Below are 19,082 nucleotides of genomic sequence, written 5' to 3' on the forward strand. Positions count from 1 at the left end.
CATGAAATCCTCCGAGTGACGCCAAAAAGTGCTGTTCAGCGCATCGATACAAGGATGAATGACTGGTGATCGGTCAAAATATTCACCAACCGCCTTCTCCTGTAACCAAGTTGCACACAGCACCCATCCCTGGAGTCCGCTCGGCAGGGGCGCTTTTCGGCCACCGGTTGTCGGCTTGAAGAATTTGTGTGTAACCTCCTCGCGCCCATCGCGCACTCACATTCGGACGCAACATTTGGGGGGCAGATGTCCGAGATTTCCACCCCGCATTACGCGGGAAAACAAGCCAGTAAACGGCGACGATTTTTCGCCCGTTTCATGTTCACGGCCGTAGCTGGTGCGATGTCGCTGTCCACGGTGACCGCGGTGCCGGCCGCAGCCGACAGCGGTGCTTCGATGCCGCTGTCCACCCCTGCGCCCTCGCTGCCGCAGAGCAGCCCGGACGGTCCACTGGGCACCTCGCGGCCCGCGGATGACTCAGGGCTCTCCAAGGAGCAGGAGGCCGCTCTGGCCGACGCGCAGAGCAGAGCCGCCGACACCGGCGGCTCCGTCCAGGTGGACGCCTTGACGACCGAGACCGCCACGGTGCAGGCGAATCCGTCCGGCACGGTCACCTGGACCACCACTCTGCTACCCGAACGGGTCAGAAAGAACGGGGCGTGGCAGCCCGTCGACGCCACGCTCCAGCGGAACGCCGACGGCACCTACAGCCCCGCCGCGGCCTCCGAGCCGCTCGTCTTCTCCGGGGGCGGGACCGTGCCCCTGGTCTCCATGACCAGCGACACCGCGCAGCTCTCCTTCACCTGGCCGACGTCACTGCCCACGCCCACCGTGTCCGGGGCCACGATCACGTACCCGGACGTGCTCAAGGACGTGGATCTGCGGCTGACGGCCAACACTCTCGGCGGCTTCTCCGAACTCATCGTCGTGAAGACTGCGGACGCTGCCAAGGAACCCGCGCTGGCCACCCTGAAGCTGACGACCCACGCGACCGGCGTGGCCGTCACCGACGACGGCCACGACAACCTCCAGGCCACCTCGACGACGGGTCAGGTGATGTTCAGCGCGCCGCAGCCGCTGATGTGGGATTCTTCCTCGTCCGGTGGGACGGCCCGGGCGCGCACTGCCTCAGCGGCCTCGGACCCGAGCGTTGCCGTTCCGGGAATCGGCGCGCAGGTCGCCCACGTGGGCGACGACGTCAAGGGTTCCGAGCTCTCGCTGACTCCGGACCAGGCGCTGCTCACCGGTTCGGATACCAGGTACCCGGTCTACATCGATCCCACTTGGAATCCGCACTACGCGACCGGCAGCAAGCAGCACTACGCGGAGACGCAGCAGGGCTGCTCGTCGGCTAAGAACTACGACTCCACGCAGTACGGGGATCCCGGCGTCGGCTACAACAGCTGGTCCGGGTGCATCGGCGGCGAGCGCTCCTACTTCCAGCTCGGCATCCCCTCCAGCGTCTGGGGCACCCACATCGTGGCCGCCACGGTCGACGCAAAGGAGAACTACTCGGCCAGCTGCAGCCTGACATCGGACGTCAAGCTGTATCTCACGGGCGCCATCGGCGCGAGCACCACGTGGAGCAACCGGCCCGCCCTGTCCAGCCTGCTGGCAACGAAGAGCTTCGGTCCCGCCTGCACCAGCGAACCGTCCGGCGGGTTCTCGGTCACGTCCACCATCGCGAAGAAGGCCGCCGCGAAGGACGGGAGCTGGACCTTCGCCCTGGTCAACAGCCAGGAGAGCAGCAGCGACGGCAACTACTTCAAACGCTTCGCCAACAACCCCTCCATGTCCATCGAGTACAACCATGTCCCCACGGCGCCCGGAACGCTGGCCGCGAAGTTCGGTACGCACTCGGTCGGCTGTGGAACGGGGACGCCCTACCCCGTGATCGGCAAGACCCTGGTCACCACGCCACCCACGCTCAACGCTGTCGTCAGCGATGGTGACAGGGACGCTCTGGCTGCGACGTACAAGTACTGGGTCAACAGCTCCGCCGCCACCACGACAGCGAGCGCCACCGTCGCCAGCGGCGCCAACGCGCCGAAGCAGCTTTCCTCCAGCTTCATGAGTGGCCTGAAGTCCGGTGACGTGGTCAGCTGGAACGTCACCTCAAGCGACGGCAAGGACACCAGCAAGGCATCCTCCACCTGCCACTTCACCGTCGACCTCACCGCCCCCAACCCGCCCACCGTCGCCGACCCGGCCGGTCTCTACCCCGAGGACGAATCCGGCGTCACGGCGGCCGGCACTCCGGACACGTTCACGCTCACCACCAACAGCGCCACCAAGTTCCTTTACGAGCTGGACGCCACGCCGCCCACCTCCAACACACCGACTTCCGAGATCGCTCCCGCTACCGCGAACAAAGCCAGCATCACCGTCACGCCCACCGCTCCCGGCACCCACACCCTGTACGTCTACGCAGTCGACTCCGCCGGAAACGTCTCTACGCAGCAGCAGTACCAGTTCACGGCGCTCGGCCACGCCGGCAAGAGCTATGCGAGCCTTCAGGCCGCGTTCAACAACACCGCCGTCACCGATGACAGCAACAAGGCCACAGCCGACGCGGACGGCTACGGCGCAACCATGTCCCTCCAAGACCTCAAGGCAGCCGGCTGGCAGCCCGGCGGCAAAATCACCGTTGACGGCGCCGCTTTCACCCTGCCCGCCTTCGGTTCCGCCGCCGGCGACAACGTCCTGGCGGCCAATCAGACGATCCAGATGAACGGCACCGGCGGCAAGGCCCTGGTCTTCCTCGGCTTCTCCACCTACGGCCTCGTCAGCTCCGAACGCGCCGAGGACGACTACTCCAGCCCCGCCATCCCCGACGGCACCTCGGTCAGCGGCACCGAATGCACCCTCGGCAACGGACAGTACGAGGACTGCCGCGCAGGCGGCCCCTACGGATCCATCACCTACGCCGACGGCACCACCGCCGCCTATCACCTGACCGTCCCCGACTGGGTCTACGGCTCCAACGCGCTGGCCGCCGTCACCCTCCCCCACCGCAACCTCTCCACCGGCACGCAGGAAACCCGCAGCACCAACATCTACGCCTTCGCGGTCCCCCTCAAGCCGGGGGCAAAGGTCAGCTCCGTCACTCTGCCCGACCTCACCGCGTCCGCCCGCAAGTACACACCCGGACTGCACCTCTTCGGCATGGCTGTCCGCGACACGACCACTGCAGCCGCCGGATCAACGTGGACGGGCGCCTGGAGCAGCCCGAACGAGGGCGCCTTCAACTACGAAAGCACCGACTACAAGGACCAGACCTTCCGCATCGCCGCCAACCCCAGCGTGGCGGGCTCCGGCGTCCGCCTGAGGCTCTCCAACGCCCTCGGCCGCACCCCTCTGACGATCGACCACGCCACCCTGGCCACCCAGCTCTCCGGCGCGGTCCCGACCGCCAAACCCGCCGACCTGACCTTCAACGGCGGCAGCAAGTCCGTCACGATTCCGATCGGAGGAGAGATCTACACCGACCCAGCCGCCTACGCCGCAGCTCCCGGTAAGCGCCTCATGATCAGCCTCCATCTGGTCAACGACTCCCCCTACCTGGTCCAGCACAGCTGGGCGAGCGCAGCTACCCAGTACGTCAGCGCCGTCGGCTCCGGCGACCGCACAGCGGACACCACCGACACCGCGTTCACCGGCACCGGAGTCTTCTCGGGCTACTTCACCAACATCCTCACCGGCATCGACGTCACCACCAGCGACAGCCGGCCCACCGTGGCCGTCCTCGGCGACCAACTCGTCGACCCCTTCGCCGACGCCACCACCCCCGGCCTCACCACGCCCCGCCTCTCCGACGACCTCGCCAGCGCCCTCCAGACGAACCAACAGGGCGTACCCGACTACGGCGTCGTCGCCACCGGCATCGAGAGCAACCGCCTCACCACCGAACAGACCCGCGGCGGAGCGGCCACCCTCACCCGCCTCGACCGCGACGTCCTCACCCTGCCCAGTGTCACCACCGTGATCGTCGATGAAGGTCTCGAGGACATCGTCGCCGGTACCGAGGACACCACAGTGGAAGAGGCGTATGCCACACTCGTCGCCCAACTCCGCGGCTGGGGCGTCAGGGTCGTCCTCACGACCCTCACACCGTGCCAGGGCTACGCCGCCTGCACCACAGCCATCGACGCCAACCGCATCGACACCAACACCTGGATCACCGACCAGGACGACTTCACCACCCCCAAGGTCACCCACGCGGACACCGAATCGACCGTGGCGATCCCCGTCGATCCGAACTCCACCACCGAACCACTGCCACTGAAACTCGATGCCGGCACGGCACCCGAAAACTACGACACCGGCGACCACGTCAACCTCACCGCCAACGGCTACCTCGCAGTCACAGCCACTCTCGACCTGACAGCCCTCGGACCCGACAACTGACAACTAAATCCGGCGGGGTGCCCGGACATAGACCGCCCGGACACCCCGCCCCCGCACAAGGGCGCAGTGGCGCCCAACCACCGCTCCCTGCCCACGCTCGGGTACTTCGTCGAGTCCACCGGTCGCATTCGGGACAATTGAAAGGAGCGCCCGTTATGCGTTGCACCGGAGTAGTCGCTACGGCCGTCGCAGCACTGACTCTCCTGCCACTCTCGGCCACGAGGTGTGACCGGAGCACATGGTCGGCGGACCTTCTTCACCACGCCGGCCACGATCATCCCCCTGCCCCCTCTGGGGAGCATCTGGGAAGTACGAGCGACGCTGGGGAGCGCGTGGGGAGAATCGACTGCATAACCGGGCACGAGCGTGAAAGACCCAGAAAGACGGATCGGCCCAGGCCAGAGACGTTCCCAGCAGCATCATCGCAGGTCAGCGCCGCCAGGTAGACGACTTCAAGAAGATCTCTTCCTGGGCGGCGATTCTGTTCGCCCCGACGCTGGTCGGGACGATCTACGGCATGAACTTCAGGGAGATGCCGGAGTTGCACTGGGCGCTGGGATACCCCTTCGCGATCGTCCTGATGGCGGCCGTATGCACCAGTTTGTACTTCATTTTCAAGCGGAAGGACTGGCTCTGAGTAACCGGTCGACGAGGGCCTACGCCAGGGCCTCACGGGAGCCGAGTCAGTCGTCAAAAGGGCCGCCCGAGGCCGCTGGGGAGAATCTGGGCAATGCTGCGCCCCTCTTCTCGTAGGCGTCCGAATAGCGTCCCACTAACCGGCCGTGACGGGAGGGTGATGGTGGGCGTCGAGTGGCCGAGCCACCGAGCGAGCGTGACCACGGACTCGCCCGCTTCCAGAATGACCGACGCGTAGGTGTGCCGCAGCACGTGGAAGCCGTCCTTGCGAGACGCCTTCCAGCGTTCCCCCGCATTCCGCACCGGGATGACGCCGACCGCAGCCAGAGCAGGCTTCCACACCTCGACATTGGAGATGTTCGCCCGGAGGGCGTTCCCGTACGTCGTGGTGAGAATGAGCGGGAACTTCTTCCTCTCCCGGTCGTCCTCCGGACCGCCCCAGGGCAGCTCCACCTCGACCGCAGCGGGGAGCCCGACGGACTCCCGGGTAGGCGTCCTCCGCCGTTCCTACCCGGAACACCGTAGCCCTGCTGCGCCTGCCTGATATGCCAGGCCGGCTCAGGATAATCCGCCCGTTCACCATCGAGCGCGTAACGCATCGAAGCCGTGAACTGCTGATAGTTGCAGCCCGTCGGGACGCTCGCGTCGACGGTGTCGCACCGCAGGAGCGGCGAGCCGCTGGGATACGTTTCCGTAATGCGGTTAACGGTACCGGGGACAGTGATTTCCACGCACGAAGGCGGCTGGGACCATGCGTCGTCCCCGAGATTGATGGCCGCTGTCGAGGTTTTTCATTTCCCGACAGCCATGGGACCGGCATCGAAGGAATGAGCCGGCCCGAAGTCCGCGGGACCCTCCCTGGGCGCCTGACGCGAACTCGGTCTCACGACATGAGCACGCATCACACCGGCCGCTTCGAGTGAGGCGAACCTATTTCTCGAATTCGCGAACGGACAAGCGAAGGCCCGCTACATGTAATTTCTCTGTAGCGGGCCTATGGTTTTCTACACCGACCTGTCCTGGCGATGTCCTCAGATCGAGAGGCGCGCCGCGATGCCGTCGAGGACGGAGTCCAGACCGGCCTCGAACTGCCACTGCTGATCGTCCTTGCGCCGGGCCTCGCCGATGTAGCGCGCGTACATCGGAAAACGGCCGGTGCTCATGAGCCAGGCCATCTGCGAGGCCAGTCCCGCGCGGGCCTCCTCCCGGGTGGACCAGCCGCGGACGCGCAGCATCTGCGTCAGCCTGACCTCCGAGTCCACCGCGCCGTGCACATAGGCGGTGAGGGTGTTGTAGACCGCCATGGCGGTGTCCGGGTCGAGCCCGAGGCCGTCGAGCGCGGCCAGGACGGCCTCGGGCACGGCCAGCTGGTTGGGGGTCGGCGCGCACCACGTCGCCCGCGTCACCCACGAGTGCCGCAGCAGGACCTCCCTTATCCGCAGGGCGACGGACCGCATGGTCGCGCGCCAGCCCTCCTTGCCGTCGGGCAGTTCCAGTTCCGCGTACACGAAGTCGACCATCAGCTCGAGGAGCTCGTCCTTGCCGGTGACGTAGCGGTACGCGGCCATGGGGGCGACGCCGAGTTCGGTGGCCAGGCGGCGCATGGTGACCGCGTCGAGTCCCTCCGCGTCGGCGACGCCGACGGCGGCCTTGGCGATCCGCAGGGGGGTGAGGGTGGTGCGGGGGGCGGGCGTCGGCCGTTCGAGGCGCTCCCACACGGAGACGCGGTCCTTGTCCTCGCTCGCTGCTTGTCTCTCCCGGGCGGCCATCGCTTCGGTTCCTTCCGACGAACGGTGCTGTGTACACCGTATCACCAGTAGACGGCGTACGCGCCGCTGTGTACGTTGTACGAGATAGATACGACGTACACACCACCGAGGAGTCCTCCATGGCCGACGTGACTGACGACACCCTCCGGACCGCGGTGATCATCGGCAGCACCCGGGACGGGCGGTTCGGTCCGGTCATCGCGGACTGGATCGCCGGACACATCACCCAGCGCGAGGACATGGAGGTCGACCTGATCGACCTCGTCGAGACGCCTCTGCCCACCGTCTTCCCGGCGTTCGGGCAGGCCCCCTCCGACGAGGTCGTGACCCAGCTGGGGGCGGTGTCCCCGCGGCTGGCCCGGGCCGGCGCCTTCGTGATCGTCACGCCCGAGTACAACCACAGCTTCCCCGCGCCGCTGAAGAACGCCATCGACTGGCACAACGAGCAGTGGCACGCCAAGCCGGTCGGCTTCGTCTCCTACGGCGGACTCGCCGGCGGCCTGCGCGCCGTCGAACAGCTCCGTGTCGTGCTCGCAGAGCTGCACGCGGTCACGATCCGCAACACCGTCAGCTTCCACAACTACGGCGAGGTCTTCGGTGCCGACGGCAGGCCGACCGACCCCGGGTGCGACGTTGCGGCCAAGGCCATGCTCGACCAGCTCACCTGGTGGGGGCAGGCCCTGCGCGAGGCCAGGCGCGCGCGCCCGTATGCCGTCTGACACCCCTCCACTCGTGCCCTGGGGGCAGCGATGAACGACCCCGCAACCGACACTCCCGCGCCCGACCGGCCCGGCCTGCCCCGGCTGGGTGTCTTCGGACTGATGCTCAGCATCTTCCTGGCGACGCTCGACGGACAGCTCGTCAGCACGGCGCTCCCCACGATCGTGGGCGACCTCGGCGGCCTCGACCACTTCTCGTGGGCGGTGACGGCGTACCTGCTCACCATGGCCGCGTCCACTCCCGTCTGGGGCAAGCTCGGGGACCTGTACGGCCGCAAGGGCGCCTGCCTGAGTTCCGTGACGCTCTTCCTGGTCGGGACGGTGCTCTGCGGCCTGGCGCAGAGCATGGGGCAGCTCATCGCCTTCCGCGGCCTCCAGGGCCTCGGCGCCGGCGGCCTGACGGTCGGCGCCCTCTCGGTCATCGGCGTGGTGGTGCCCGCGCAGGACCGCGGCCGCATCCAGTCGATGGTGGGCGTCATGATGCCGGTCGCCTTCGTCGGCGGCCCCCTGCTCGGCGGGTTCATCACCGACTACATGAGCTGGCGCTGGGCCTTCTACGTCAACGTGCCCATCGGCCTGGTCGCGCTGACGGCGATCACCAAGGGCGTGCGGCTGCCCGCCGGCCGGGTCGCGGGGCGGATCGACTGGCTCGGCACGGCCCTGCTCACCAGCGGCATCCTGGCCCTCACCCTGCTGGCCGGCTGGGCCGGCACCACCTACGCCTGGACGTCCTGGCAGATCGCCGGACTCGCCGTGGTCGTCGTGCTCGCACTGGCCTGGTTCGTGCGCGTGGAACTGCGCACCGCCGAACCGATCACGCCGCCCCGGCTCTTCGCCCGCCGGGACTTCACCCTCGCCCAGATCCTCAGCTTCCTGGTCGGCGCCCTACTCTTCTCCGTCGTCAACTACCTCCCGCAGTACATGCAGTTCGTCCAGGGTTCGTCGTCCACGGCCAGCGGCCTGCTCATCCTGCCGCTGATGCTCGGCATGCTGACGGCACAGCTGGCCACCGGGCGGCTGATGGACCGAGGCGGTCTGGACCGCGTCGTGGCGCTCACCGGCGGCGCCGTCGCCCTCGCCGGGGCGTTGCTGCTCCTCCTGCTCGGCACGGACACCCCGCTCGTCACGGCCTCCGCGTTCACCCTGGTCATCGGGGTGGGAGTCGGCGCCCTGATCCAGAGCACCATGGTGGCCACCATGAACAACGCGGCCCCGCGGGACATGGGCGCGGCCACGGGCACGGTCACCCTGGTGCGCACCATCGGCGGCTCCCTCGGGGTCGCCCTGCTCGGCGCCCTGCAGAGCAGCCGCATGACCGATGTGCTGACCGAGCGGCTGGGCTCCGCCGCACAGCAGCGGCTCACCGCGGGCGGTGCACTGACCCCGGCGCAGCTGAAGGACATGTCGACCGCCACGCGCGACGCGGTCCGGGAAGCCGTCAGCAGCGGTCTGCACGGCGTCCTGCTGGGCGCGGCCGTCCTGTCCGCGCTCGCGTTCGGCACGGCGTGGTTCGTCCGTGCCGCGCCGCCCCTGATCCCGACTGCCGCACGGCCGACGGCCGCCGGGGCCGGAGCCGGTGCCGGGACGGACTCCGCCCGGACCCCTTCGGAGGACTGAGCGCGGCCCCGCGCCGTCACCCGTCCCCCTACCCACCCAAGCAGCCGGCCGCACGGACGAATCCACCGTCGCCGTGCGGCCGGCCCCTATCGAAGGCGAACACCGATGCCCAAGTACTCCGTCGAACGTGCCCGGGACGTCCTGGACCGTCCGTTCTCCCTGGGAGGCCTCATACTGCCCAACCGCGTCGTGATGGCCCCGATGACGCGCGAGTTCTCCCCCGGCGGAGTGCCGGGCGACGACGTGGCGCGGTACTACGCCCGGCGGGCGGCCGCCGGGGTCGGTCTGATCATCACCGAGGGCACCTACGTCGGCCACGACTCGGCGGGCAGCAGCGCCCGCGTCCCCCACTTCTACGGCGACGAGGCGCTCGCCGGCTGGGCGGCCGTGGCCGAGGCCGTCCACCAGGCGGGCGGCCGGATCATGCCGCAGCTGTGGCACGTCGGCATGGACCGCACGGCAGGCAGTCCGCCGGTCCCCGACGCCCCGCGGATCGGCCCCTCGGGCATCGCCCTGGACGGCACGAAGTCGGGCAAGGAGATGACCCAGGCGGACATCGACAACGTGGTCGCCGCCTACGCCACGTCCGCCGCGTCCGCCGAGTCGCTGGGCTTCGACGGCGTCGAGATCCACGGCGGCCACGGCTATCTCATCGACCAGTTCCTGTGGGCGCACACCAACCGGCGCACCGACGCCTACGGCGGCGACATCGTCGGCCGCACCCGTTTCGCCGCCCAGATCGTGGCCGCCTGCCGGCAGAGCGTCTCCGACGACTTCCCGATCTCCTTCCGGTTCTCCCAGTGGAAGATGAACCACTACCAGGCGCGGGTCGCCGAGACGCCGCAGGAACTGCAGACCATGCTCGGTCTCCTGGCCGACGCGGGCGCCGACGCCTTCCACTGCTCCACCCGGCGGTTCCACCTCCCCGAGTTCGAGAGGTCCGACCTCAACCTCGCGGGCTGGGCGAAGAAGCTCTCCGGCAAGCCCGCCATCAGCGTCGGCTCGGTGGGCCTCAGCAACGAGTTCCTCGAGGTGTTCCAGGGTGCGCAGGCCACGGTCACGGACATCGGCGAGCTGCTCGACCGCATGGAGCGCGAGGAGTTCGACCTCGTGGCGGTCGGCCGGGCCCTGCTCGGGGACCCCGAATGGCTGCGGAAGGTCCTCGCCGGACGCGTCGACGAACTCACCCCGTTCCACCGGGGCCTGGTCGGCAGCCTCCACTGAGCCGTACGGCCGCCTGCCCGACCGCGCGCCTATGATCCCGTCGCTCCGGACGGCCCCCGGAGCGTCTGATCACCCACCGGATCCCTGCCGCGTGAAAGCGCGAGGCCAGGGAATTTCGAAGCTGCTGGTCTCGGACCCTATTCGGGCTCGGTCGGGGCCCGGTGCGCGGGTCCTGAGCCGTCTCCTTCCGCCGCCGCGGCGGCCCGTACTCGCTGCTCCTCGCGAGCAGAGCCGACGTCCCGTTCCAGGGGTGTGCGGCTCACGGCTGTCGCGAGGTCTTCCAAGGCCCGTTTCTGCAGTTCCGCTTCGCGCCGCACGACCGGGCTCCCGTTGCCGGCGGCGGCCTCCTTCCACGAGTGGAGGGCCTCCTCCACGCGTCCCCAGTCCGGATTCCTGTGCTCGCGCACGGCGGCTGCCGCCTTCGCGGTGTCCGTCTCCAGAGCCTCGGCGAATCGCTCCGCCTCGGGGACGGAACGGCTTTCGGCCCGCGGGACGTGACCCTCCATGAGCATCGCAGCCCGGCCGAACCCCTTGAGCGCCTCCTGCGCCTCCTGCGCCTCGCGCGACGTCAGACCCCTGGGGCGGACCGGTTCCCGCCTTGCCCGGTCGTATGCCTCCTGCCAGGTGGCCCGTGCCTCCCTGCTCTCCAGCAGTGCCCTGCGCATGGCGGCGTGATGCTCCCGGGTCGGTTCGGCGTAGTCGCGGAGCACCGCGGCCGCGTAGCGGCCGTTGGCGGCGAGCCAGTCCGCAAGCCGGCCCGGCAGGCGGGGTGTCTCCCATGCGGGGAACACCACGTACGCCAGCATCGCCAGGGCCCCGCCGAGCAGGGTGAGCAACACCCGCTCCGGGACCGTCTGCTCCCATGCCTGGCCGCCCATGCCGAGCAGGAAGACGACGTACGCGGCGGTGAAGCACTGGGAGTAGGCGTAGCCGGTCCGGTTCAGCGTGTACGACAGGCCCGCCGAGACCACCGCGAGCGCGCCGGACACATGGGCGTCCGGTCCCAGGGCCCGCACCGTCCCGGTGGCGAGTGCGACCCCCGCCAGGGTCCCGGCGAGACGGGCCACCGCACGCGCGTACGTCCGGTGGAAGTCCGGACGCATCACCATCACCGAGGACAGGGGCGCCCAGTAGCCGTGGCCCAGAGGCAGCCGGGCGGCGATCAGATAGCCGAGCGGGGCCACCGCCGCCAGGCGGACGGCGTGCCGGAACACGGGCGAGTCGGGGCGCAGCTCACGGCGGACCGCCCGGACGACGACCGGGACCAGCCGGAGCATGGTCGGGCGCACGAGGAACTGGGCGCCGGCGGGGCCGGGCGGCGTGGGCGTCGTCCCGGGCGCGCAGCCGCTCCCGGCGATCTCCAAGGCCTCGCCGAGCAGTTCCACGAGCTGCTCGGCGGCCTGCCGCGCGGGGCCCTCCAGCACCTCGTGCTCCTCGTCGACGCGCAGGGCGTCCATGCTCTCGGGCCGTACCTCGGCGGGAGTGCCGCGGCGGATCGAGCGGGCGGCCGCGTCCAGGACGTCGGCGGCCGCGTCGAGCAACTCGCGCGCGCGGTCCCGGCCGGGTCCCTCCGCCGGGGCCCCGACGTCCGGGTCGGCGAGCGCCGCGACCACCGGCCGGATGCGCTCGGCGAGGCCCCGGGGGCCGTGCAGGACGGGGGGACGGGTGCGGGCCTGTGACGGCGTCACGGCAGCCGCGTCCCGGGCCGTCATCAACGGCTCGGGGTCGAACGGGGCGGTCGGGTCGTGCCGCAACCGGCGGGCGTAGTCCGCGACGGCGGCCAGGGCGTCGGCGAGCGCGTCCCGATGCGCTCCCCAACGCCGGATCGGGAACAGCAGGATCAGCACGGCCTGCGTCACGCCCCCGAGTGCGATGACCCCGGCGTGTTCCAGGGCGAGCCCGACGCTCGTGGGCAGGGTGATGGTCACCAGCATGCTGCCCACGGTCGTCGCCGCGACGATCCCGGCGGTCGATCCGACGGCCCACGCCATTCCCGCGGCGAAGGCCCACACCGCCAGCAGCGGCAGAAACGTCACGAGTCGCCCCGCCGCCAGGTAGCCCACGAAGGTGCTGAGCGCCAGACCCGCGCCCGCGCCGAGCGCGATCACCTTGCGCGGACGCCAGGTGCGCTGGAAGGTGGCCCCGCCCGCGGAGTAGGCGCCGAGGGCCGCGGACGCGGCGTACGCAGGGGAGACCAGCCACAGTGCCGGCCCGACGACGATCGCCACCCCGGCGGCCGCGCGCAGCGCGAGCAGGGGCTCCAGCCGCGTCTCCTCGATCGTGAGCCCGGAGCGCACGACCTCCCCGAAGGCCCGCAGCCACGTCACGGGTGTCCGCCCGGCCGGAGCGCTCTGCCGCGTCGCGTCGGCCTGGTTGGGGTCCGGTAGCCGTCGGGCAAGGAAGCCTCCCACGCGGCCCGCTGACCGGCCGGCGGCCGCAGCCGCTGGACGGGGTGCCGCCCCTGCGGGCACTGCCGAGCGTCCGCCGTCCGCCTTCCAGGCCGGAGCTCGGGCAGTCGTTGTAGGTTCAGGTCCGGCCGGAGCGCGGTGACTGCCCCCGGCCGCGTCCGGCGGACGGGCGGATCGCCATCCGTCCCCCGGACCGGTCCAGGTGAGACAGGGGGCACGGCGGCCCCGGTCTCTTACCGCTTGTGGCCGTTCCCGTGCCCGTTCGGATGGAGGACCACCTTGGTCCACCCCTCGTCACGGGCATCGAAGTGCTCATAGGCGGTGGGGGCCTCGTCCAGGCTGAGCTCGTGGGAGACGACGAAACTCGGCTTCGCCTTCCCGCCGGCGATCAGATCCCGCAGCGCCCGGTTGTACCTCTTCACCGGCGCCTGCCCGGTCCCCATGCGCTGGCCCTTGAACCACATCATGCCGAAGTCGATCGGGACCTTGCCCTGCGCCTCCAGCTCCCCCTGGGCCTCCGCGCCACCGGGGTCCTGGGGCAGGAACACGCCCACCACGCCGATGTCGCCCGTGAACCTGACCGAGTCGATCAGTCCGTTGAGCGTGAGGCTGGCGTCCTCGTGTCCCTGGGGGTCGTGCGCCTGGTAGCCGACGCATTCGCAGCCGTTGTCGGCGCCCAGGCCGAGGGTGGCCTCCTTGACGACCTCCGCCGGGTTCTGCTCGGCGGTGTTGATCGGGATGGCCCCGATCTCCTCCGCCTTGCGCAGCCGGTCGGGCTGGTGGTCGGCCGTCCAAACGCGGCCGGCGCCCCTGAGGAGGGCGGAGTAGGTCGCCATCAGCCCGACCGGACCGGCTCCGAAGACGATCGTCTGGTCGCCCGGTTTGACGTGGGCCATCTCGGTGGCGTGATACCCGGTGGGGAAGATGTCGGCGAGCATCACGTAGTCGGTCTGCCGCTCGGCGGCGTCCTCGCCCAGACGCAGCGCGTTGAAGTCACCATAGGGCACGCGCAGCAGCTCCGCCTGGCCGCCCTGGTAGGGGCCCATGTCGGCGAATCCATAGGCGGCTCCCGCGAGAGCCGGTTCCGGCTGCATGGTCAGGCAGTAGTTGGTCAGGCCCTGCTCACACTGCTTGCAGAAGCCGCAGGCGATGTTGAAGGGCAGGACCACGTACTCGCCGACCTGGACCTTGCGGACGGCCGAGCCGACCTCCACCACCTGGCCCAGGTTCTCGTGTCCCAGGGTGCGGCCGGACTCGAACGAGGTGCGGCCCTCGTACATGTGCAGGTCCGAACCGCAGATGTTGGTGGTGGTGATCTTGACGATGATGTCGCAGGGGTGCTCGATCTTCGCGTCCGGTACGTCCGTCACTGTGACCGTTCGCGGGCCTTCGTATACCGCTGCTTTCATGATGACTTCCCTAGATGTCGTCTCATGACGTGAGAGGGCGCCTGAAGCCTGACTCTCGGAAGTGCTGCGACGGGGTGCGGGGTTCCGGCACGCCTCTGGGGGCCGTTCACCTGGGTCAGGTGGAACGGTGGTTCCGCCGTGGGCCCGCCAGAGGGGGCTCGGGCGCTTCGGCGGCGTGCCCTGCGAGTCCCCGTCGACCCCTGGGACAAACACATACACACCGAGCGATCAGCGGAATATCCCGACCTGAAACCACCGGGCGACGGCACGTCCGCGACCGAGGTCTCCCGCTAAGCACCCTGGTCGCCCTGCAGCGCGGTGCGACGCTCCTGTTCGCGCTTGGAGTAGGCGGCTGCCCGGATCGCCTCGTCGCTCTCCAGGCCCGATCCCAGCGCGCCACCCACCGTGGCGACCGAAGCGACGAACCAGGCCAGCGTCCAGTACTCCGTGGCGTGCAGCGGCGTTCGTGTCGTGGAAGCGAACAGCCGGTCGTTGAGGATGAACAGCGCCCACACCAGGTTGATGAGCACCAGACCCACGTAGCAGACGATCACCCCGATACCCAGGGTCACGACCGTCGAGGCGTTGTAGAGAGCCGCCTTCTTCCTCGCCTCCGGCGAAACCTCGTCCGTTCGATGCCACAGGTCCGCGTCCACGATCAGCCAGCCGATCATGAGCGCCACGGACCCGACCGTGGCGATCACCAGTCGTGGCGTGCTCAGGGAGGTGGCCAGGTTCCAGATGGTGGAGTTCACGGTGGCGACCGCTCCCGTGGCGAGTGCGGCCGCCAGGGCTTTCGACAAGCCCGGCACCAGGCGCCACGGCCGGTTGGCGCGGACCATACCGAGGAGCACCCTCAGGTAACCGCGCGGCCCGCTGACGACGTACCGCAGATCGACGATCTCCTCCGCACCGATCTGGCCCGGCCGGACAGGCGCGAGACGACCGACGAACGGCCCGCGCAGCGGCTGACCTCGTGAAGTTCCCTCAGGCTCAGTGGCCTGCGGGCTCGCCAGACTGAGCACGGCTTCTTCCACGGCCCGCTGGGCCCTGGCCTGCAGCCGGAAGCCCCCCAGCGTGGGAAGAGACAGCAGCGCCAAGCCGTGTTCGTGACTCAGATCCACCACGAGCTTGTGCCCATGTGAGTGCAGCGGGAGGTCGGTGAGGGCCACGACGATGTCCCAGTTCCCCGCACTTCCGCGGTCCCTGATCCGGTGCATCAGGGTGAGCGGGTCCTCGGCCGCTGCGGTGAAGGGCTCACTGACCACCTCGACGTCGAATCGTCGTCCCTCGCCCGACCTGTCGGCCAGCCGGTCGGGAAGCATCCGGGCCATGCGCTGCGCGATCTCCGTCGGCGCATCCGGATCCGCCAGAAGAGTCACGACCGTAACGCCCTGAGACGACACCCGCATGCCTCCTGCTCGTCGGCTGCCCCCGCGATCGCGAGTGCCCACAGAATGCCCGCCGATGTGACACCGACTCCCCGTGACACGCTGGCCCCTGCCCGCAGGTGGCTGCGTGCCCCGCCGGACGTCGGCACTCGTGCGAGCGGGGCCTGGTGACGGCGTCTGTCGCGCGGTTCCCGGCGCGATCAGGTAGTCAGGAACGGTGAACAAGGACGCGACCGACCCCTTCGTGCATGTCCGGGGCGCCGGTGAGAACAACCTGCGGAACGTCGATGTCGACGTTCCGCGGGACGCGATGGTCGCCTTCACCGGCGTCTCCGGTTCGGGCAAGTCCTCGCTGGCGTTCGGCACGCTCTACGCGGAGGCCCAGCGGCGCTACTTCGAGTCCGTGGCACCGTACGCCCGAAGGCTGTTGCAACAGGTCGGCGCACCGCACGTGCAGGAGATCACCGGACTGCCACCGGCCGTGGCCCTGCAGCAGCGACGCGGGGCGCCCAGCTCGCGCTCGACGGTCGGCACCCTCACCACGCTGTCCAATCTGCTGCGCATGCTGTACTCCCGCGCCGGCACCTATCCGCCCGGGGCCGCACGGCTGGAAGCCGAGTCGTTCTCCCCCAACACCGCGGCCGGTGCCTGCCCGGAGTGCCACGGACTGGGCGTCGTGCACGACGTCGCCGAGGACCTGCTCGTCCCGGATCCCTCGCTGAGCATCCGCGAGGGGGCGATCGCCGCCTGGCCGGGCGCCTGGCAGGGCGCCAACCTGCGCAGCGTCGTGAGCAACCTGGGGATCGACATCGACCGGCCGTGGCGCAGGCTCAGGAAGAAGGACCGGGACTGGCTGCTGTACACGGACGAGCAGCCCTCCGTGTACATCGAGCCGGAGGAGGACCGGATCGACTACGGCTACCAGGGCAAGTTCTGGAGCGCCCGCAAGCACGTCATGCACGTCCTCGCCGACTCCAAGAGCGAGAAGATGCGCGAACGGGCGCTCCGGTTCGTCAGGAGTGTGCCCTGCCCTGCCTGTCACGGCAGCGGACTGCGGCCCGAGGCGCTCGCCGTGACCTTCGCCGGACGTTCCATCGCCGAGATCAACGCGCTGCCGCTCACCGGGGTCGTGGCGCTGCTGCGACCCGTCGCGGGGCGGTCCGAGGCCGACGCCACCACGTCGACCGCCCGGTCCGGGGAAACGACCGAGGTCGCGGTCCGGATCTGCGGCGATCTGGTCGCGCGGATCGACGTGCTGCTCGACCTGGGCCTCGGGTACCTCAGCCTCGGGCGCCGCTCGACGACCCTGTCGCCCGGCGAGGCACAGCGCCTGCGGATCGCCACCCAGCTGCGCTCGGGGCTGTTCGGCGTCGTCTACGTCCTCGACGAACCGTCCGCGGGCCTGCACCCGGCCGACGCGGAACCGCTGCTGGACGTGCTGGACCGCCTCAAGGCGGCGGGCAACTCGCTGTTCGTCGTGGAGCACGACATGGACGTCGTACGGCGGGCGGACTGGGTGGTCGACATCGGCCCCGGTGCGGGCGAGGGCGGCGGGCGGGTGCTGTACAGCGGCCCGGTCGCCGGGCTTGAGCAGGTCGCGGAGTCGGCCACGAGCCAGTACCTGTTCGGGCGCGCCCAGCCGCTCGATCACAGCCCGCGTACGCCGCACGGGTGGCTGCGCCTGCGCGGCGTCTCCCGCCACAACCTGCACGACGTGTCCGTCGACGTACCGCTGTGCGTGCTGACGGCGGTGACGGGCGTGTCCGGTTCCGGAAAGTCGACGCTGGTGACGCAGGTGCTCGCCGAGGTCGTCCGCGGCCACCTCGGACTCGTGCCCGAGGAACCCGACGAGGCGCAGCTGGAGGTCGACGTCCAGGACGCGTCGGGGGTCGAGTCGTTCGACCGGCTGGTCCGGGTCGACCAACGGCCCATCGGCCGAACGCCCCGGTCCAACCTGGCCACGTACACGGGGATGTTCGACGCGGTGCGCAAGCTGTACGCGGCGACGGACGAAGCCAGGGCGCGCGGCTACTCGGCCGGACGGTTCTCCTTCAACGTGCCCGAGGGCCGGTGCGAGACCTGCCAGGGCGAAGGATTCGTCGCGGTGGAACTGCTGTTCCTGCCCGGCACCTACGCGCCGTGCCCGACCTGCGAAGGCGCCCGGTACAACGCCGAAACGCTGGAAGTCACCTACCGCGGCAAGAACATCGCGGACGTACTGGCGATGTCCGTCGACGCCGCTGCCAAGTTCCTGTCCGCCGTCCCGGCCGCCTCCCGCAGTCTGGAGACGTTGCGCGAGGTGGGACTGGGGTACCTGCGGCTGGGCCAGCCCGCGACGGAGCTCAGCGGCGGCGAGGCGCAGCGCATCAAACTGGCCACCGAACTGCAGCGAGCCCGCCGCGGGCACGCGCTCTACCTGCTCGACGAGCCGACGGCGGGGCTGCACCCCTCGGACATCGCGCTGCTGCTGCGACAGCTGCACCGGCTCGTCGACGCCGGCAACACGGTCGTCCTCGTCGAGCACGACCTGGACACGATCGCCACCGCCGACTGGGTCATCGACCTCGGTCCGGGCGGCGGCGACGCGGGCGGGCGGGTGGTCGCGGCGGGCCCGCCGGCCAAGGTGGCGAGGGCCCGCCGCAGCGCCACCGCGCCCTATCTCGCGGCCCGGCTCGCGCGCTCCTGACGACAGGGCGGGGGGCTGAGCACCGGTCAGCCGGGTTCGGGCGCGGTGGTGTGGCGGCAGTCGACGTGGCTGCGCGACAGCCACGGAACGGCAGCCGTGGGCACGCGACCGCACGGCTGATCGGCCCGTGAGATGGAGAGTGGGCCTCGCAGGCCGTGGGCCCACTCCCCCTGCGCGGCGCCCGCAACCGGTCTGCCGGGTCAGCCGGGTCAGCCGGGGATGGGATGGTGCGCCCGGGCGAACTGTTCCACGATGGCGGCGCAGAAGGCGGGCAGGTCGGCCGGGCCGCGGCTGGTGATCAGCTGTCCGTCGACGACCACCTCCTCGTCGGCGACGACCTCCGCGCCGGCGTTGCGCAGGTCGGTGCGGATGCTGGGCCAGGACGTCAGGCGCCGGCCGCGCACGGCGTCGGCTTCCGCCAGGGTCCACGGGCCGTGGCAGATCGATGCGACCGGTTTCCCGCTGGCCATGAAGTCCTTGACGAACTGCACCGTGTCGCGGTCCATGCGCAGCTGGTCGGGGTTCATGGTGCCGCCGGGCAGGAGCAGCGCGTGGTAGTCGTCGACGGAGGCGTCGGCGACCAGGCGGTCCACCGGGAAGGTTCCGGCCGCGTTGAGGTCGAACTGGCGGGCCTGGATCTCGCCGTGGTGGAGCGAGACGATCTCGGTCTTCGCCCCTGCGCCCTGCAGCGCACCGCGCGGCTGGTCGAGTTCCACGCGCTCGACCCCGTCGGTGGCCAGAATCCCCACCCGCATCCCCCGGAGTTCCTGTGTCATGGCAAGGCTCCCTTCACGAGTCGCTGGGTGCAGGCCGCGA

Annotated in this window: 11 protein-coding genes and 1 pseudogene; 6 read left to right on the forward strand and 6 right to left on the reverse strand. The window is 70.0% G+C overall.

The genetic code is table 11. The annotated features are described in order from the left end of the window. Window positions 1-318 precede the first annotated feature (318 nt). Together ACFY0K_RS22040 and ACFY0K_RS22045 are read left to right on the forward strand one after the other, a co-directional pair. Window positions 319-4,407 (forward strand): hypothetical protein, encoded by a 4,089-nt coding sequence (locus ACFY0K_RS22040; RefSeq protein ID WP_390641244.1) that lies wholly within the window; start codon window positions 319-321, stop codon window positions 4,405-4,407. Between the two features lie 439 nt (window positions 4,408-4,846). Next, a pseudogene (locus ACFY0K_RS22045) lies at window positions 4,847-5,044 on the forward strand (CorA family divalent cation transporter); the annotation flags it as partial. A gap of 53 nt (window positions 5,045-5,097) precedes the next feature. Here the strand turns inward: ACFY0K_RS22045 and ACFY0K_RS22050 are convergent. Together ACFY0K_RS22050 and ACFY0K_RS22055 are read right to left on the reverse strand one after the other, a co-directional pair. Continuing rightward, a complete protein-coding gene (locus ACFY0K_RS22050; protein ID WP_390641245.1) occupies window positions 5,098-5,496 on the reverse strand; it encodes a hypothetical protein in 399 nt (132 codons plus the stop codon). A 578-nt stretch (window positions 5,497-6,074) separates the two neighbouring features. Further along, window positions 6,075-6,812 carry a TetR/AcrR family transcriptional regulator gene (locus tag ACFY0K_RS22055; protein ID WP_390641246.1) on the reverse strand — a complete coding sequence of 246 codons (738 nt, stop codon included), beginning with the start codon at window positions 6,810-6,812 and terminating at the stop codon, window positions 6,075-6,077. Between the two features lie 119 nt (window positions 6,813-6,931). Between ACFY0K_RS22055 and ACFY0K_RS22060 the strand changes: the two genes are divergently transcribed. The 3 genes from ACFY0K_RS22060 (at window position 6,932) to ACFY0K_RS22070 (ending at window position 10,372) form a co-directional block, all read left to right on the forward strand. After that, window positions 6,932-7,531 carry an NADPH-dependent FMN reductase gene (locus tag ACFY0K_RS22060; protein WP_390641247.1) on the forward strand — a complete coding sequence of 200 codons (600 nt, stop codon included), beginning with the start codon at window positions 6,932-6,934 and terminating at the stop codon, window positions 7,529-7,531. Window positions 7,532-7,561: 30 nt separating this feature from the next. Then, a complete protein-coding gene (locus ACFY0K_RS22065; protein WP_390641248.1) occupies window positions 7,562-9,148 on the forward strand; it encodes an MDR family MFS transporter in 1,587 nt (528 codons plus the stop codon). A gap of 105 nt (window positions 9,149-9,253) precedes the next feature. Further along, window positions 9,254-10,372, forward strand: coding sequence for an NADH:flavin oxidoreductase (locus ACFY0K_RS22070; RefSeq protein WP_390641249.1), 1,119 nt, complete (start codon window positions 9,254-9,256; stop codon window positions 10,370-10,372). Window positions 10,373-10,509: 137 nt separating this feature from the next. Here the strand turns inward: ACFY0K_RS22070 and ACFY0K_RS22075 are convergent, their stop codons facing one another. The 3 genes from ACFY0K_RS22075 to ACFY0K_RS22085 all read right to left on the reverse strand — a co-directional run bounded on the left by ACFY0K_RS22075 (window position 10,510) and on the right by ACFY0K_RS22085 (window position 15,643). Further along, on the reverse strand, window positions 10,510-12,699 hold the full coding sequence (locus tag ACFY0K_RS22075; RefSeq protein WP_390641250.1) for an FUSC family protein: 2,190 nt from the start codon (window positions 12,697-12,699) through the stop codon (window positions 10,510-10,512). 314 nt (window positions 12,700-13,013) lie between these two features. After that, the gene (locus ACFY0K_RS22080) at window positions 13,014-14,189 is read right to left on the reverse strand and encodes a glutathione-independent formaldehyde dehydrogenase (protein WP_390641251.1); all 1,176 of its coding nucleotides are present in this window, start codon (window positions 14,187-14,189) and stop codon (window positions 13,014-13,016) included. A 290-nt stretch (window positions 14,190-14,479) separates the two neighbouring features. Beyond that, window positions 14,480-15,643 (reverse strand): hypothetical protein, encoded by a 1,164-nt coding sequence (locus tag ACFY0K_RS22085; protein ID WP_390641252.1) that lies wholly within the window; start codon window positions 15,641-15,643, stop codon window positions 14,480-14,482. Window positions 15,644-15,797: 154 nt separating this feature from the next. Here ACFY0K_RS22085 and uvrA point away from each other — a divergent pair, with 154 nt between their 5' ends. Continuing rightward, window positions 15,798-18,266, forward strand: coding sequence for an excinuclease ABC subunit UvrA (gene uvrA, locus ACFY0K_RS22090; protein WP_390641253.1), 2,469 nt, complete (start codon window positions 15,798-15,800; stop codon window positions 18,264-18,266). Between the two features lie 209 nt (window positions 18,267-18,475). Here the strand turns inward: uvrA and ACFY0K_RS22095 are convergent, their stop codons facing one another. Then, the gene (locus ACFY0K_RS22095; protein WP_390641254.1) at window positions 18,476-19,042 is read right to left on the reverse strand and encodes a type 1 glutamine amidotransferase domain-containing protein; all 567 of its coding nucleotides are present in this window, start codon (window positions 19,040-19,042) and stop codon (window positions 18,476-18,478) included. Between the last annotated feature and the right edge of the window lie 40 nt (window positions 19,043-19,082).

It is taken from the genome of Streptomyces sp. NPDC001507, from assembly GCF_042894765.1.
In the GTDB taxonomy this organism is placed as follows: Bacteria; Actinomycetota; Actinomycetes; order Streptomycetales; family Streptomycetaceae; genus Streptomyces.